Origin of the sequence: Arthrobacter silvisoli, from assembly GCF_003369445.1 — a bacterium.
Classification (GTDB): Bacteria; Actinomycetota; Actinomycetes; order Actinomycetales; family Micrococcaceae; genus Arthrobacter; species Arthrobacter silvisoli.
Window position 1 is genome coordinate 45,294 of the sequence record NZ_QRCU01000018.1, and the last position, 15,475, is coordinate 60,768.

The 15,475-nt window shown below is 65.0% G+C and carries 16 protein-coding genes; 12 read left to right on the forward strand and 4 right to left on the reverse strand.

Annotated features, from left to right (window positions below; translation table 11 throughout):
* Positions 1 to 428: 428 nt before the first annotated feature.
* Positions 429 to 1,343 carry a shikimate dehydrogenase gene (locus DWV11_RS04145; protein WP_342767706.1) on the forward strand — a complete coding sequence of 305 codons (915 nt, stop codon included), beginning with the start codon at positions 429 to 431 and terminating at the stop codon, positions 1,341 to 1,343.
* A gap of 8 nt (positions 1,344 to 1,351) precedes the next feature.
* The gene (locus DWV11_RS04150; RefSeq protein WP_115787627.1) at positions 1,352 to 2,743 is read left to right on the forward strand and encodes an MFS transporter; all 1,392 of its coding nucleotides are present in this window, start codon (positions 1,352 to 1,354) and stop codon (positions 2,741 to 2,743) included.
* A 90-nt stretch (positions 2,744 to 2,833) separates the two neighbouring features.
* Here the strand turns inward: DWV11_RS04150 and DWV11_RS04155 are convergent, their stop codons facing one another.
* Positions 2,834 to 3,607 carry an IclR family transcriptional regulator gene (locus DWV11_RS04155; protein WP_115787628.1) on the reverse strand — a complete coding sequence of 258 codons (774 nt, stop codon included), beginning with the start codon at positions 3,605 to 3,607 and terminating at the stop codon, positions 2,834 to 2,836.
* Positions 3,608 to 3,700: 93 nt separating this feature from the next.
* On the opposite strand from DWV11_RS04155, the gene DWV11_RS04160 reads away from it, so the two are divergent.
* The 8 genes from DWV11_RS04160 (at position 3,701) to DWV11_RS04195 (ending at position 10,385) form a co-directional block, all read left to right on the forward strand.
* Complete coding sequence (locus tag DWV11_RS04160) at positions 3,701 to 4,516, forward strand: 2-keto-4-pentenoate hydratase (protein ID WP_115787629.1); 816 nt, start codon at positions 3,701 to 3,703, stop codon at positions 4,514 to 4,516.
* A gap of 4 nt (positions 4,517 to 4,520) precedes the next feature.
* A complete protein-coding gene (locus DWV11_RS04165; protein WP_115787630.1) occupies positions 4,521 to 5,501 on the forward strand; it encodes an acetaldehyde dehydrogenase (acetylating) in 981 nt (326 codons plus the stop codon).
* On the forward strand, positions 5,498 to 6,571 hold the full coding sequence (gene dmpG / locus DWV11_RS04170) for a 4-hydroxy-2-oxovalerate aldolase (protein WP_115787631.1): 1,074 nt from the start codon (positions 5,498 to 5,500) through the stop codon (positions 6,569 to 6,571). The genes DWV11_RS04165 and dmpG overlap by 4 nt, the downstream gene beginning before the upstream one ends.
* Complete coding sequence (locus tag DWV11_RS04175; protein ID WP_115787632.1) at positions 6,568 to 7,383, forward strand: 2-keto-4-pentenoate hydratase; 816 nt, start codon at positions 6,568 to 6,570, stop codon at positions 7,381 to 7,383. The genes dmpG and DWV11_RS04175 overlap by 4 nt, the downstream gene beginning before the upstream one ends.
* Before the next feature lie 53 nt (positions 7,384 to 7,436).
* Positions 7,437 to 7,865: a carboxymuconolactone decarboxylase family protein gene (locus DWV11_RS04180; RefSeq protein WP_115787633.1), complete on the forward strand. Its 429-nt coding sequence runs from the start codon at positions 7,437 to 7,439 to the stop codon at positions 7,863 to 7,865.
* Positions 7,866 to 7,934: 69 nt separating this feature from the next.
* Positions 7,935 to 8,960 (forward strand): VOC family protein, encoded by a 1,026-nt coding sequence (locus DWV11_RS04185; RefSeq protein WP_115787634.1) that lies wholly within the window; start codon positions 7,935 to 7,937, stop codon positions 8,958 to 8,960.
* A 3-nt stretch (positions 8,961 to 8,963) separates the two neighbouring features.
* Positions 8,964 to 9,866, forward strand: a complete 903-nt coding sequence (locus tag DWV11_RS04190; protein ID WP_115787635.1) for a sugar phosphate isomerase/epimerase family protein — start codon at positions 8,964 to 8,966, stop codon at positions 9,864 to 9,866.
* Positions 9,867 to 9,908: 42 nt separating this feature from the next.
* Complete coding sequence (locus tag DWV11_RS04195) at positions 9,909 to 10,385, forward strand: type II 3-dehydroquinate dehydratase (protein WP_115787636.1); 477 nt, start codon at positions 9,909 to 9,911, stop codon at positions 10,383 to 10,385.
* 851 nt (positions 10,386 to 11,236) lie between these two features.
* Here the strand turns inward: DWV11_RS04195 and dctA are convergent.
* Together dctA and DWV11_RS04210 are read right to left on the reverse strand one after the other, a co-directional pair.
* Positions 11,237 to 12,547, reverse strand: a complete 1,311-nt coding sequence (dctA, locus tag DWV11_RS04205; protein WP_115787638.1) for a C4-dicarboxylate transporter DctA — start codon at positions 12,545 to 12,547, stop codon at positions 11,237 to 11,239.
* Positions 12,548 to 12,602: 55 nt separating this feature from the next.
* Positions 12,603 to 13,745, reverse strand: a complete 1,143-nt coding sequence (locus DWV11_RS04210) for a PrpF domain-containing protein (RefSeq protein WP_115787639.1) — start codon at positions 13,743 to 13,745, stop codon at positions 12,603 to 12,605.
* A 128-nt stretch (positions 13,746 to 13,873) separates the two neighbouring features.
* Here DWV11_RS04210 and DWV11_RS04215 point away from each other — a divergent pair, with 128 nt between their 5' ends.
* On the forward strand, positions 13,874 to 14,779 hold the full coding sequence (locus DWV11_RS04215; RefSeq protein WP_115787640.1) for a LysR family transcriptional regulator: 906 nt from the start codon (positions 13,874 to 13,876) through the stop codon (positions 14,777 to 14,779).
* Positions 14,780 to 14,821: 42 nt separating this feature from the next.
* Here the strand turns inward: DWV11_RS04215 and DWV11_RS04220 are convergent, their stop codons facing one another.
* Positions 14,822 to 15,100, reverse strand: coding sequence for a serine hydrolase domain-containing protein (locus DWV11_RS04220; RefSeq protein WP_245953423.1), 279 nt, complete (start codon positions 15,098 to 15,100; stop codon positions 14,822 to 14,824).
* Between DWV11_RS04220 and DWV11_RS04225 the strand changes: the two genes are divergently transcribed.
* Entirely contained in the window at positions 15,099 to 15,452 is a 354-nt protein-coding gene (locus tag DWV11_RS04225; RefSeq protein ID WP_245953424.1) for an FCD domain-containing protein, read from the forward strand. The two genes, DWV11_RS04220 and DWV11_RS04225, sit on opposite strands and share 2 nt — an antisense overlap.
* The last annotated feature ends 23 nt before the right edge of the window (positions 15,453 to 15,475 follow it).

Here is a 15,475-nt window from a genome sequence, read left to right on the forward strand (position 1 = left end):
CTTCGACGGGCAGGAACCCATGCTGGAGCTCAGGAGTGCCGCCGGGTCAGGATTCCGTCCCTGTCGGGGCAGTTCTTGGAACGGCCGTCATAGCGGTGTCCGGCTTTTATGTGCTTTTTCGTGATTCCGTGGTGGCTGCTGCCCGGCTGGCGGGTCAGCTAAAGCCTCTTTTTGCTGGCTCCCGGCTTAGCAAGTCTCGCAATTACGTACCGCTCACTGGAACAGTGCGTTCCTTCTGCAGTGTGAACCCTGCCACTATCTCCTAGGCCGTTGCCGAGCATGCGCGCAACGGCAAATGGAAGGAGTCGCAACGATGCGAAGAGGGAACCCCCAGCGGACGCTGACCAAAACCGGACCCCGCGAAACCCGGGTTGACGTTGCGGTCTGAACGGCTGGTCCGCGAAAATCCGGCGGAGGAGCCAGCCGCCTTGGACAGCCCGTCGATAGCGGACCTGCGCCGGCCGGCCTATCTGGTCGGGCTCATCGGTGACGGAGTCCTGCCTTCGCTGAGCCCGCCGATGCATGAGCGGGAGGCTGAGTTTCATGGGATACGCCTGGTCTACCGCGCGATTGACTTTCCCAGCCTGGGACTGGGAGCCGCGGATTTGAAGAGCTTGCTCCACCACGCCCGGCTCTTGGGCTTCAACGGGCTGAACATCACGCATCCGTACAAGCAGGCCGTCCTCGGGTTGCTGGATGAGGTCTCCGATGACGCCCGGATCCTGCGCTCGGTGAACACCGTGGTCTTTGAGGGCGACGGCCGGATGACCGGCCACAATACGGATCATCTGGGATTCCAGCGGGGCCTGGCAGAAGGCCTGGGGGACGCTCCGCGCGAGCATGTGGTGCAGCTCGGCGTCGGCGGCGCCGGTGCGGCCGTGGCCTTGGCGCTTGTCCGCTCCGGTGTGGAGCGCCTGACAATCAGTGATCTGTTCCCGGAGCGGGCCCATCTCCTGGCGGTCACGCTTAACGCAGCTGCGGACCGGGACGTGGTCCGCGTGGCAGACGGCGGCCAGCTACGGCAAGCCATCCATTCTGCTGACGGCGTCGTCAATGCCACGCCTCTGGGCATGGCCGCCCACCCGGGAACCTCCTTTGATGTCGGCCTGCTCAGCCCCAGCCAGTGGGTGAGCGACGTCGTGTACCGGCCGCTGCGCACCGAGCTGCTCGCCAAAGCTGATGCCATGGGGTGCAGGACGCTGGACGGGGGACGCATGTGCGTCCACCAGGGTGCCGAGGCCTTCAGGCTCTTCACCGGCCGCGAACCGGACCCGCAGCGCATGCGCCGCATTTTTCTTTCGCTAATTGACGCAGAACAACGCAGTTCCGATCTAGAGAAATGAGCCCCGAAATGACCATCTCGGTAAAAGGCCAGGCGCCGTCGCCCGGCCACGCCCCAACCCCCGTCAAAGCAGCCCTCGCGTCCTTCCTGGGCTCGATGGTGGAGTACTACGACTTTTTCATCTACGGCGTCATGGCGACCCTGGTGCTGAACAAGGTCTTCTTCACCGCCGCCGACCCGGCCACCGGAACACTGCTCGCGCTGGCCACCTTCGGCGTGGCCTACGTGGCGCGACCCGTCGGTGCCTTCTTCCTCGGTCACTACGGTGACAAGTTGGGACGCCAGAAAGTCATGGTGTTCTGCCTCCTCCTGATGGGGATTTCCACTTTCCTCATCGGCGTCCTGCCGGACTACAACTCCATTGGTCTGTGGGCCCCCGGGCTGCTGGTCTTCCTGCGGCTTTGCCAGGGTTTGTCCGCGGCGGGCGAGCAGAGCGGTGCCAGCTCGCTGACCATCGAACACGCGCCGATGGGCCGGCGGGCATTCTTCGCCAGCTGGACCCTCAACGGCACACAGGCAGGCCTGATCCTGGCCAACCTCGTGTTCCTTCCCTTCGCGGCCCTCCCGCCCGAACAGCTGTACAGCTGGGGCTGGCGGGTACCCTTCCTGCTCAGCGCCATCCTGGTAGTCATCGCGTTCATTGTCCGCCGCACGCTCGATGACGCGCCGATCTTCACCGACCTCGAAGAAAGTCACAAGGTTGAGGGGCTGCCCATCAAGGCACTGTTCCGCGACCAGTGGCGCGACATCATCCGTGTCATCGGCTGCACCAGCCTCGGCGTGGTCAGCTCCGTCACCGCAACCTTCGGCGTGGCCTACGCGTCCAAGCCGGAATACGGGCACGCCAACGTGGTTTCCTCCAGCACCATGCTGTGGGTGGTCATCGGCGCGAACCTCGGTGCCCTCATCGTCCAGCCGCTCGCCGCCATGCTGTCAGACCGGATCGGCCGCAAGCCTGTTCTGATAACCGCTGCGGTCGGATGCACCATCAGCTCCTTCTTCTGGCTCAGCACACTGACGTCCGGCAACGGATGGCTGATCTTCCTGGGCCAGTTCACCATCACCTCCCTGTTCTACAGCTGCTACAACGCCATCTGGCCCTCCTTCTACCCGGAGCAGTTCGCCGCCAGGGTGCGCTATTCGGGCGTGGCGGTCTCCACCCAGCTGGGCGTGGTGCTGACCGGCTTCGCGCCATCGATTGCCGCAGCGGTCGTGGGCAAGGGCGAAATGGGCTGGCTGCCGATCGCGATCTTCGTCGCCGTGGCTTCCTCCATTGCCGCCGTCGCCGTCCTCCTTAGCCGCGAAACCTTCAATGTCCCGCTGGAAGACCTTGGGAAGAAGGACCCCCGCAGGGTGGACCTGAAGGCCGCCCGAGCGGAGCGGATCAAGGTCGGCGCCTAACCCGTGAGAGTCACCTGAATATTTGCGGCCCCGCCCCGGACTTCACGTTCGGGGCGGGGCCGCAGCTCTTTTCCGACGGAGCCGGAGACCTCAGATTCCCTTCAGCATCGTGTTGTTTCGAATCAGGCGGTTGAGGCCCATGGTGGCCGCCTGAACAGCGGGCGCCACCCTTTCCAGCTGAACGACGCCGAGCGGCCCGGAGACGCTGATGGCGGCCAACGGCTCACCATTCTCGCGCAGGATGGCGCTGGCCGCGCAGCACACACCCGGGGCCGACTCCTCCTGTTCATAGGCCACACCGTGGGTGCGCACCGACTCCAGTTCCACCCGCAGGTCCTTGGCGGAGGTGAACGTGCGCGGGCCCATCTGCTCCAGCTGACCACCAAGGATCACCTCCACGGCCGCGGGGTCCGCATGGGCCAAAAGGGCCTTGCCGACACCCGTGGCGTGCGCCGGCATGCGCCCGCCCACCCGCGAGGGCAGCTGAACGCCGTCGCGGCCCCGGAGGATCTCGATGTAGACCACTTCCCGGCCTTCCCGCACTGCCAGGTGCACGGTGTGGCCAGTCGCCTGGCGCAGGTCAGCCATCGTCGCCAACGCCAAACGGCGGAGGTCCTTGGGGCGGCGGGTGACAGATCCGAGTTCGAAGATCCGCAGGCCCAGCCGGACCGACGTGCCGCGACGCTCAAGAAACTCATACTCGATAAGTTCCCGTGCGATCCGCGAAACCGTTGCTTTCGCCAGGCCCGTCCGCCGGGCGATCTCGGAGATTCCCAGGTCTTCGTCGTCGGGGCCGAAGGCACCCAGCACCAGCGAGACCCTTCCGATCATGGACTCGGGGACGTTTCGTTCAGTGGGACACATGGTTGGAGTATGGGGCAGCAACCGGCAGTATTCCAAGTGTTCGTTCCATTCACCGGCCGACCAGGCCGCAGCACCACGACCGACGGAGAAGGCATGACCAGCAGCACCCGCGACAACGACGCCGCGCAGGCACTCCTTGAGGCCCACCGCACCCGTCAGACCATTGCCCCCCTCACCGACACCGCTCCCGACCTGGGGGTTGAAGGTGCCTACGGCATCCAGTTGGCACAGGTCCATGCCTGGAAGGCCGAAGGCCGTACCGTCAAGGGCCATAAAGTCGGCCTCACCTCCCGGGCCATGCAAGTGCAGCTTGGCGTGGACCAGCCCGATTTCGGGCACCTGATGGACGACATGTTCTTCGCGGACACGGATCCCATCCGGGCAGGCCGGTTCATCAACCCCCGGGTCGAGCCGGAGTTCGCGTTCGTGCTGGGGAAGCCCCTGACCGGCCCCGGCGTCACCACTGCCGAAGCCCTCAGTGCCATCGACTACGTTGTGGGCGCACTGGAAATCATCGATTCGCGGATCACCGACTGGAAGATCAAGCTCGCGGACACCATCGCGGACAACGCATCCTCCGGGGGCGTCGTCCTCGGTTCACGGCCGGTGCGGCCAACCGACCTGGACCTGCGGACCACGGGGGTGAACATGTCCCGGAACGGTGAGCTCGTTGCCACCGGCGCGGGCGGTGCGGTGCTCGGCTCACCGCTGAACGCACTCGCCTGGCTCGCAAATACCCTGGGCCCCCTCGGCGTAACCCTCGAGGCCGGCTCCGTTGTTCTTCCCGGCTCCATGACGGGCGCCGTCGCGGCCGCGCCCGGAGACACGATCTCGGCCACCTTCGCCGGCGGTCTGGGCACCGTCACCGCGAACTTCGCCACCGACACCACCAACAAGCCACAGGAGTAACCCCATGGACCACCGTCCACGTCCCATCGCGGCCATTGTCGGCCCGGGAAACATCGGCACCGACTTGCTCGTCAAGCTCCAGCGCAGCGACACCCTCGACGTCCGCTACATGATCGGCGTCGATCCCGCGTCGGACGGGCTGCGCAGGGCACGCGAGCTCGGCGTCGAAGCCAGCGCCGGGGGAGTCGACTGGCTCCTCGACCAGGACATCCTGCCCGACGTCGTCTTCGAAGCGACCAGCGCCAAGGCCCACGGAGCGAACGCCCCGCGGTACCGGGAAGCCGGAATCGCCGCCGTCGACCTCACGCCCGCCGCCGTTGGCCCCTTCGTATGCCCGGCAGTAAACCTCGATGAGCACTTGGATGCCGACGGCGGTACCACCCCGAACGTCAACATGATCACCTGCGGCGGCCAGGCCACCATTCCCATCGTTGCTGCCGTCTCCAGGGTCACACCGGTGCCATACGCCGAAATCGTCGCCTCCATCTCCTCCCGCTCCGCCGGTCCCGGAACCCGGGCGAACATCGACGAATTCACCGAAACCACTTCGCACGCCCTCCAGTCGGTGGGCGGCGCCGCAAGGGGCAAGGCCATCATCATCCTGAACCCCGTGGAGCCGCCGATGGTCATGCGTGACACCGTCTTTGCCGCCATCAGACCTGACGCGGACCACGAAGCCATCACCGAATCCATCCACCGGATGGTCGCCGAAGTACAGCAGTACGTCCCGGGCTACCGGCTCAAATCCGAGCCCCAGTTCGATGACCCGCGCCCGGACTGGGATGGCAACGGACGGGTTGCCGTCTTCCTCGAAGTCACCGGCAACGGCGACTATCTCCCGCCATGGGCGGGCAACCTCGACATCATGACCGCCGCCGCAGCGCGTGCCGGCGAACAACTTGCACTGGCCTGGGCTCTCGCGAAACCGGCCGCCACGAACCAGAAAGTCGCCACGAACCAGAAAGTACAGGTGGCTGCGAAATGACGTCCAACAACCTTCCCGGCACCGGCAACCCGCCCGTCCGTATTATCGACACCACCCTGCGCGACGGCAGCCACGCCGTCAGCCACAGCTTCACCGTCCAACAGGTCACCGACATCTCAAAGGCACTGGACAATGCCGGGGTACCCATCATTGAAGTCACCCACGGTGACGGGCTCGCCGGGTCCTCCTTCAATTACGGCTTCTCCGCGGTCCGGGACATCGAACTGGTAGCCGCAGCCGCCGAAGCCGTCACCGATGCGAAGATCGCCGTCCTGCTGCTTCCCGGACTCGGTACCGTCAACGATCTCCGTGAAGCCCGCGCCGCCGGGGCAGGCATGGCACGGGTCGCCACCCACTCGACGGAGGCCGATGTCAGCGTCCAGCATTTCCGGGCTGCCCGGGACCTGGGCATGGAAACAGCCGGGTTCCTCATGCTGTCCCACCGCACAGAGCCCGCCCAGCTGGCCAAGCAGGCCCGGATCATGGCCGACGCCGGCTGCCAGTGTGTGTATGTCGTGGACTCCGCGGGGGCGCTGCTTCCCGACGGCGTCCGGACCAGGGTCGATGCACTGGTCCAGGAACTGGGCGACGACGCCATGGTGGGCTTCCACGGACACCAGAACCTGTCCATGGGTATAGCGAACTCGGTGGAAGCCTACCGTTCCGGGGCGCGCAGCATCGACGGAACGCTCCGTGCCCTCGGCGCCGGTGCCGGCAACACCCCAACCGAAGTTCTGGTCACTGTCCTGGACGCCATGGGCATCCCCACCGGCGTTGACGTCGAAGCGGCCCTCGCCGCCGCCGAAGAAGTCCTGGCCCCGATCGTGACGCGCATGCCGGTGATGGACCGCTCCTCGATCGTCCAGGGGCGCTACGGTGTGTACAACTCCTTCCTGTTGCACGCGGAACGGGCAGCAGCCCGTTATGGAGTTCCCGCCTACCAGATCCTCCGCCGGGTCGGCGAAGCCGGCTACGTCGGCGGGCAGGAGGACATGATCATCGACGTCGCCATCGAACTGGCGGGTCTGCAGCGCCAGGCAGCCGAACACAACGAAAGAGTCCCCGCATGAGCAACGAACCCACCTCACCGTCCGCAGAGGGCAGGGCCTGGACCGAAGAGCGTGTCGCGGACGTGCTGTACAAACGGGAACTGGACCGGAGCGACGGCGGAAAGATCACCGACGAATACCCCGAGCTTGATCTCGACGCCGCGTACCGCGTCCAGCGTAGGCTGATCGACCTCAAGGTAGCGGGCGGAGAGCGCGTCATCGGCGTCAAGCTCGGCCTGACGGCCAGGGCGAAGCAACAGCAGATGGGCATCGATTCACCCCTCACCGCCGTGATCACCGACAAGATGGTCCTGGAAGCCGGGGTTCCCATCCCGATGGACGAACTCATCCACCCAAAGATCGAACCGGAAATCGTTTTCGTGATGAAGGAACGCCTCGCCGGACCCGGCGTGACGGCCGCAACTGCCATGGCCGCCGTTCAAAGCGTCCACGCCGGCTTTGAGGTCATCGACAGCCGCTACACCGACTTCAAATTCACGCTCCCGGACGTGGTGGCGGACAACGCCTCATCCTCACGGCTCTTCATCGGAGCAGACGGCACCCAGCCCGCCGGCCTTGACCTCGCCCTCGAAGCCGTGGTCCTGTCCGTCAACGGCACCGTGGTGGCCACCGCCACCGGGGCCGCCGTCCAAGGACACCCCGGAGAAGCCCTGGCCCTGGCGGCCAACGCCCTCGCGGAGCGCGGAGAAAGCATCGAGGCCGGAGCCATCGTGCTGACCGGAGGACTGACCGACGCCGTCTTTGTCCGCCCGGGTGAACAGATCACCGCAGAGTTCACCACGCTGGGAACACTGACGGTCACCGGCGCCTGAACCGGCGCCACGGCACGACCCAGACACACACGACGGAAAAGAGAGAGACGGCCATGACCGCTACCGAAGGCCAGAACCGGCAGATCGATGAATTCCTGGACACCTACCGCGAACTGATGGGCTTCGTACCCCCGCGCATCCAGGCCCGTTTCGACCGGCTCCGGGACACCAACCCCGAGCTGCTGCTCGCCGAGGAGCAGGTCCGGAACCTGATCTGCTACACGGACAAGCTCGACCAAAAGACAGTCCAGCTGATCCTCTTCGCGGTCCTGGCCGTCAACCTGCGCGACGCGGCCAAGCTCCATGGCCTGGCAGCCCGCCGGGCCGGCGCCAGCTGGGACGAACTCCAGGCCACCCTCGATCTCGCCTACCTTTTTGGCGGGCTGTCCGTGGCCAACCATGCCCCGGCGATCCTGGACGGAATCGCGGAGCTTGAGCAGAAAAACGAGGCCGGTCTGGGCGCAACTGCCGCGCCACGCTGACACCCGCAGCTGATCCATCCACAGAAACACCGGGCGGCCCCGCCGGGCCGCCGCGTGCAAAGGAGCACCATGGTTGACATCTCGCACCACGCCGAACGGCTCACTGACCCCGGAGAGGACACATACAAAGAACCGGTCTACGACGTCGCCCAACTGGGGCACGTGGAAATCCTCAGCCCGGACCTCCAAGCCACGGCCGATTTCTTCACCAGGGTCTACGGGCTCTACACCGTGGAGGAGACGGCTGACTCCGTCTACCTGCGGGCGTGGAACGACGATGTGCTCACATCGCTGAAGGTGACCGCCGCGGCGCAACCCGGGCCCGGACACGTGGCGTGGCGCTGCACCAGCCCTCAGGCACTGCGCCGCAGGGTGGCCGCCCTCGAGGCCAAGGGTATCGAAGGCCAGTGGATTGACGGGGACGTCGGGCACGGCGCCGCCTACCAGTACCGCGGTCCCGGCGGGCACCTTCAGGAGATCTACTTCGAAACGGAAAAGTTCCTCGCCGCCGTGGGACAGAAGCCTTACTTGCCCAACCAGCCCCAAAAATACGATCCCCGCGGCGTGGCAGCTGCCCACCTGGACCACATCAACCTGCTGGTGCCGGACGTCGGCCAGGCCAGCGCCTTCGCGCAGGAAGCCCTCGGCTTCAAATTGCGGGAGCGTCTGGTCCCGGCCGGTACAGAGCAGGAAATCGGGGCCTGGCTCTCGGTCATGACCAAGGCGCACGACCTTGCCCTGACCCGGGAGCCCTACCCCACGTTAGGCCGGCTGCACCACCTGGCCTACGCCGTCGAAAGCCGCGAAGACGTGCTCAAGGCAGCCGACATCTTCATGGAGAACGGAGTGCCGATCGATTTCGGCCCCGCCAAGCACTCCCGCACCCAAGGGTTCTTCCTCTACGTCATCGAACCCGGCGGCAACCGGATCGAGGTGTTTTCCGGAGGCATCCACATCTACTCTCCGGACTGGGAACCGGTCACCTGGGACACCGAAACCGGCGGGCGCAGCACAGCGTGGGGTCTGGCCACCCCGCCCAGCTTCAAGGAATACGCCACCCCGCCCTACTTGCCCACGCCCGCGCAGGTCGGCTGAGCAGTGACAACGCGCCAGAACGGACCCGACGCCGACTGCTTCGTAGCGAGCTTCTTCACCCTGTCCGGGAGCGGCTTCGGGCAACCGCCCCGGCATACGTTCACCGACCGGGTTCAGGCAGCAGCCGATGCCGGCTACGCCGGCATCGGCCTGCACCTGAACGAACTCTCCGACCCGGACTGGAACGAACTCGGCACGGACGACCCCTCGGCGGTGCTGGCCCACATGTCCGGAGTTCTGCGCGGAACCGGGCTGGACGTCGTCGAAATCGAGTTCATGGGGGGCTGGTGCGACGGACCCGGCAACCCCGCCGTCGCCAAAGCCGCTGACCTTGTCGGTGAAGTGGCGGGGCATCTGGCCACCAACACTGTCGGCGGACATCACGTGAGTGTCGGGGAGTTCGGCGCCGGACCGGCAGCGGATCCGCAGCTTGCCGGCCGCGGACTCGCCGAACTAGCCGCGTTCGTGGCCGGTACCGGCTACGCGCCCGCCGTCGAGGCCTTCGCGTGGTCAAAGATCCGGGACTACGGCCTGGTCCGCGAAATCCAGGCTATTGCGGGCACCGGGGGAGCGCTGGCTGACACGTGGCATGCCTTCAACACAGACTGCAGCACTGACGGGATCGCCAAAGGGGAGATGGGGCCGATCACGGCTGTCCAGCTCAACGGCGGATACCGCGTCCACGAAGATTTCCTGGCCAATGCACGCTCAACCCGCCGGTTGCCCGGCGACGGTGACCTCGACGGCGCAGGCTTCGTCCGTGCCGTCCGCACCGCAGGCTTCACCGGGCCGTGGTGCGTGGAAGTCAACTATCCGGAATTCCGTGCGCTCGATTCCACCGCCGCGGCCCGCAGCAGCATCTCCGCCGCCCGCACGCTCGTCGCACAGGCCCTGGAACCTTCATGAAACACCAAACCCTTTAGGCCTCGAGCAAGAAAGCAGCCCCCCATGACCAACCGTGTCCTGGTCCTGAACGGACCCAACCTGAACATGCTCGGCACCCGCGAACCGGAGATCTACGGCAGCGACTCGATCGCCGATGTGGAAAACCTGGTCCGCGCTCGCGCCGCCATCCACGGATTCGAAGTCGACTTCCTGCAAAGCAACCACGAGGGTGACCTCATCGACGCCCTGCACCGTGGCCGCACCGACAACGTTGGCTGCGTTATCAACCCCGCCGGCCTGACACACACCTCCGTCGCGCTGCACGACGCCATCAAGGCATCCGAGTTGGACGTCGTCGAGGTCCACATCAGCAACCCGCACACCCGCGAAAGCTTCCGCCATCACTCCTTCGTCTCGCCCGTGGCCGCCGCCGTTATCGCCGGGGCAGGAGTGAGCGGTTACGCCTTTGGCATCGACATCATCGCTGCCCGGCACGCCCAGCGCTCCACGCCAGAAACTACGGCCGCCAAGGAGAACTGACATGCCGCCGCGAACAACCCGTGGGCAATGACTCAGGATCCGGCATCAGCGAATCCGACACCAGCGAAAACCAACGGCGCTGACGGCCTGGGCTCTGCGAAGTACTCCGGTTCTCTGCGCCGCAGGGGCCGCGGACATCATCATCGCCCCCTGAGGGAGCGGCGCCGGAACCGGCCAACAGCGGCACCGTGACAGCTGAACGCTGCACCACCCTTCCGGCAGGCTCCGAGTCAGACTGGCGTGAACTCCACCGTCGCTCCTACGACGTCCTCGATCTGCTCCGCGGTCGTTCTCAGTCTGTTTCGGGGCCGCAGCAGTAGAAGCAGTTGCCCGCGTCGCAGTCTTCGTCGATATCCTGGCTTGCCTGCAGTTCAGTCATTTCGGTTTCCTTGTGCATTGGCTTGGTGACCTTGTCCGATTAGTTCCAGGCCAGGGGCGTGGAGCTGCTGCGGCGTTCTGCGGAGGTGCAGCGCCCCGCTGAGGGCCGCCAAACTCATGATCCATGCGGGTGCTGTGATCAGGTTTTCGCTTGGCCAGGGCTTGGGCTCAGCGGTCGTGTTCCCTTTCCTGCGCGCCTGTAAAGGTTGATGCCGTCACTGCGCAGGAAGAGTGCGCGGTCGTTTCCCTGCTCTTTGAGGATCCAGACCATGCTGCCGTCAAGGGCGAGCATATCGATCCGGCCGGCAGCGATGAAACGGCCGTTGCGGCGTACTTCGACTTCGTCCGAACGGGACAACGTGGACCAGTTGTGGACGGGTATTGCAGGGGAGCGGCTGCGGAGGAATCCGTTGCCTTTGCCGTCTATATCCACTGCCCGTGAGCCCTTCCGTTTGTGCTCCTTGCGCCGGGGCCTAGTGCGCCATGGCCGGCTCGGTGAGCTGTACCTTTTCTGCCTCGGTCGGCACGAAGCCGGCCTGGAGTTCGGAGCGGAGCTTGACCATGTCCAGCTCACCCTGCCACTTGGCAATTGCAACGCAGGAGACGATATTGCAGACCGTGCTGGTGAGGGCCCGTGCCTCGCTCATGAAACGGTCGATGCCAACGATGAGGGCCACGCCGGCGACCGGGAGGGTGGGCATTACCGTCAGTGTCGCCACCAAGGCCACGAAGCCGCTTCCGGTGACGCCCGCCGCGCCCTTGGAAGTGAGCAGCATCATGCCGAGCATCAGCAGGATCTGGCCCCAGCTGAGGTGGATGTCGCAGGCCTGGGCGATGAACATGGACGCGAGCGTGAGGTAGATGGCCGTGCCGGTGAGGTTGAAGGAGTAGCCAGTAGGGACCACAAGGCCTACGACACTGCGGTCGCATCCGATCCGTTCGAGCTTGGACAGCAGGCGCGGCAGGACGGGTTCACTGGATGACGTGGCGAGGACGATCAGGAATTCGTCCTTGAAGTAGCGCAGGATCTGCCACAGGCTGAAACCCGTCACCTTTGCCAGAACACCGAGGCCAACCACCACGAAGACGATGCAGGCGGCGTAGAAGGCAAGGATCAGCATGCCGAGGTTTCCGATGGAGTGGGTCCCATACTTGCCAACCGTGAAAGCCATGGCACCGAAGGCGCCCAGGGGAGCGACCTTCATGATGTAACCAAACATGATGAAGAGCAGCTTGTTGAAGCTGTTGACCACGTTCAGTGCCAGCTGGCCCGGCGCGCCGAGCTTGCTGAAGGCGAAGCCGCACAGCAACGCAATGACAAGCACGGGCAGGACTTCACCGTCGGCGAAAGCGCCGACGAACGTGGTGGGAATGATGCTCAGGATGAAGTCCACCGGATTACTGCTGGGCAGTTGGGTGGTGTACTTCTCGGCCACCGAGGAGTCAAGGTGGGTGGGGTCGATGTGCATGCCCGCTCCCGGCTGGAACAGCATCACAGCGGCCAGGCCCAGGGCCAGGGCGAGTGCCGTCAGCGCGTAGAAGAGGCCCAACGAGCGCGCCAGAGTCGGGCCCACCTTCCTGGTGTCCCGCAGGGATGTGATCCCACCGACGATGGTGCAGAACACGATGGGCGCGATCATGAACTTCACGAGTTTGACGAAGCCGTCGCCGATGGGCTTGAGGGACGCACCGAGGTCCGGCCACAGTGCGCCCACAACAACGCCCACGGCAACCCCGACAAGTACCTGGACATAAAGGTGTCCGAGGATGGATTTGATCTTCATTGAACAACTTCCTGCTTGGTGCGGCCCCATTAATGATGGGGCAAAGAAAATGGGATTAGGCGGACAGCTCAGTGGCGGGGGCCACGTCGATATCTGCAGTGGCGATGTGCCGGGCCGCCCGGTGGAGTGCCACTTCGCTGACGGTGCCGGTGTTATCGGAGATGATGTCGGCGGTGATCACGCCGGCAGGCGTCCCTATCCGCAGCACGCGCGGACTTCCCGCGCTGGTGGAGGGTGACTGGCCTGCAGCGCTGGCTACCACCGATGACTGCAGCGAGGCCGCAAGGGCAACTGCCACGGCTGACGTCAGGCCGATTGCGGGGTGGGGCGCGAGCATCGACAGCATCCGCACCCGTACGTCGTGGCTGTCCGCGCTGATTGTTGTTCCGTCCGCGGCGATGTAGTCGCCGGCCGGTGCCACAACGCCAACTTTAGGCACAGCATTCTGCGGCGGATCCTCAGGCTTCCGCAACCCCATCATGAGGCCGGCCGATGCCCGTGCCGCAATGAGGTCGGGCAGGTGCCCGGCGAGGTCGTCGATCATCGAGGAAAGTCCGACGCCGGCCTCGTCGGCAGAAAGGAACACGGCAGGGGCGCCGGCGTCCACCAGCGTTGCGCTGAGCGTCCTTCCGTTCACCTCGAGCTGGTCCACTGTGTTGCCGGTAGGCAGGAGCGCCCCCGTGCTCTTTCCCCAAGGACCGTGGAAGGAGAGATTAACGGGAACACCCGCTGCACTGCTGCCCGGAACCCTGGCCAAACCCGACTTGGGAATGCGGCCCCCGGGAGTGGGTACCGTTCCGGTAAGTACTGCTCCGGAGGTGACGTGGCGCATGCGGACCTTCGTCATGCCGTCCTGGGCGGCGATCACGCCTGCCTGCACCGCGAACAGTGCAATTGCCGTTGCGCAGTTGCCGCAGTTTGACCCCAGCTCAACCGTTGGGTCACCGATCCCGACCTGCGCGAAGAGATAGTCAAGATCTGCGTCGGCATCAGGGGTTGCCCAGATGACTGCGGCCTTTGACGTGGTGGACGTTCCGCCGCCCACTCCGTCCAGCTGTCGCGCATCTGCCGCGCCGAAGGCGGCTGACAGCAGGGCCGGAATGTCTTCGCGGGTGGGTGCATGGAGGGTCACGTCCTTGGCGTCAAAGAGCCAGCATTTGCTCGTGCCGCCCCGGTACCAATGTCCTCGCAGTACCACGGTATTTCTCCCTCGTAAATCGCAGGTGCTCTAGTTCACAGCACCTTGTGCTTCTACGATCCGTCATCGTTGGCTTCAGCACAATCACAAGAAAATCGACGACTATCTACTTTTGCTAAACTCGAGGCATGGCAATCCTTGATCTCCATCGGCTTCATGTGCTTCGGGAGGTGGGCCGTTCCGGTTCGTTGACCTCCGCTGCTGCAGCCCTGTCCTTCACGACGTCCGCCGTCTCGCAGCAGATAGCCAAACTCGAGCAGGAGATGGGCGTTGTCCTTATCGAGCGGCATCCGCGGGGCGTGGTCCTGACGGAGGCGGGACACGCCCTCCTGCACTACGCCGACGACATAGATAGGACCGTTGAAGCTGCCCATGCTGAGATGGGGGAGTTCGCGGGCCTTCGGCGGGGTCAGTTGCGCCTCGGTACCTTCCCCACCGGCGGAGCCTCCTTAATGCCGGACGTTGTGCTTGCGTTCCGCGCCCGCCACCCCGAAGTGGCAGTCACCGTTGTCAGCGCCCGTCGGGACGGCCTGCTGGAACGGTTGCGGCGGCGGGAAATTGAGCTCACGCTGCTCTGGGACTATCCCTGGCAGCAAATCGACGATCCTGATTTGACCCTGGTCAAGCTGATGAGCGATCCAACCGTGCTGCTCGTACCCAGAGCGCATCCCATTGCGGGTCACCGGTCAGTCCGCATCGACACGCTGAGTGACCAGGAATGGGTTGTGCGCGACGAACACCCAGTGGCTGACGTCCTTCGCCGTGTGTGCCGTGACGCAGGGTTCGAGCCGCAGATAGCCTTTGCAGCCAACGATTACCAGGAGACGCAGGGCATGGTGGCAGCAGGCATTGGTATTGCCCTGGCACCCAGGCTGGCACTGACCGCTCTGCGCCCCGATGTCGTCGCGGTCCCGCTCGCCGGTTCCCCAAAGCGGCGGATCCTCCTTGCCCATCTTGCAAACCGACGTCTCAGCCCCCCTGCACAGCAGGCAACGAAGGTGTTCCGGTCCATCGCCAAGGGCCAGCCCTCCTGACAAAGGAGGGGCCGGCGTCGTGCAACGTTCTTCCCCTGTTGCTTACCGGGCCAAGGGCCGGTCAACGAGTGCTCGGTGAGCGATGACGCTGCCGGCTGCCGGCAGGACCAGCAGGAACTGGCCGTAGTTGCCCGCTGCCAGGAACGCACCCTCCCACTCCGGGCCCTTTTCCCGGGGCAGCCACCAAAGGTAGCCGTAGTCGCAGTCACCAAAACCGGTAGCGGGCGCCATGTCTTCGCGCCTGACGTGGGTGGCCAGGCTTTCCCAGGTCCACTCCCGGGGTATGGCCTGCTGGTCCTCCCACTGTCCGCGGGCCGCCATGAGCAGCCCGATCTTTGCCACTCCAGCCGAACTGGCCGCAGCGAACCGCACGTTCCATGAACGCATCTGGGCGGCAAGCCACAGTGCAGCTCACCTTGACCTGTTGGACCGGATCCTGGTGCATTTCATCCGCTACCCCGGCACCACGCTTTCCACCAGGAAGCGGTGGGACCATGTGCTGAAGGAGCATGAGGAGCTGCTGGTCGCCATCCGCGCGCGGAACGCCGAGGAAGCCGGCCGAATCGCTAGCGCACACATGGATGAGGCAAAGAACATCCGGATCCAGATATACATCGACGGGCGGGAAATCAGCCATCTCTGGGGTAGTCTCCAAGTCCCGGACCTCTACTGACCCTGCACGCCTTGAGGTCCTAT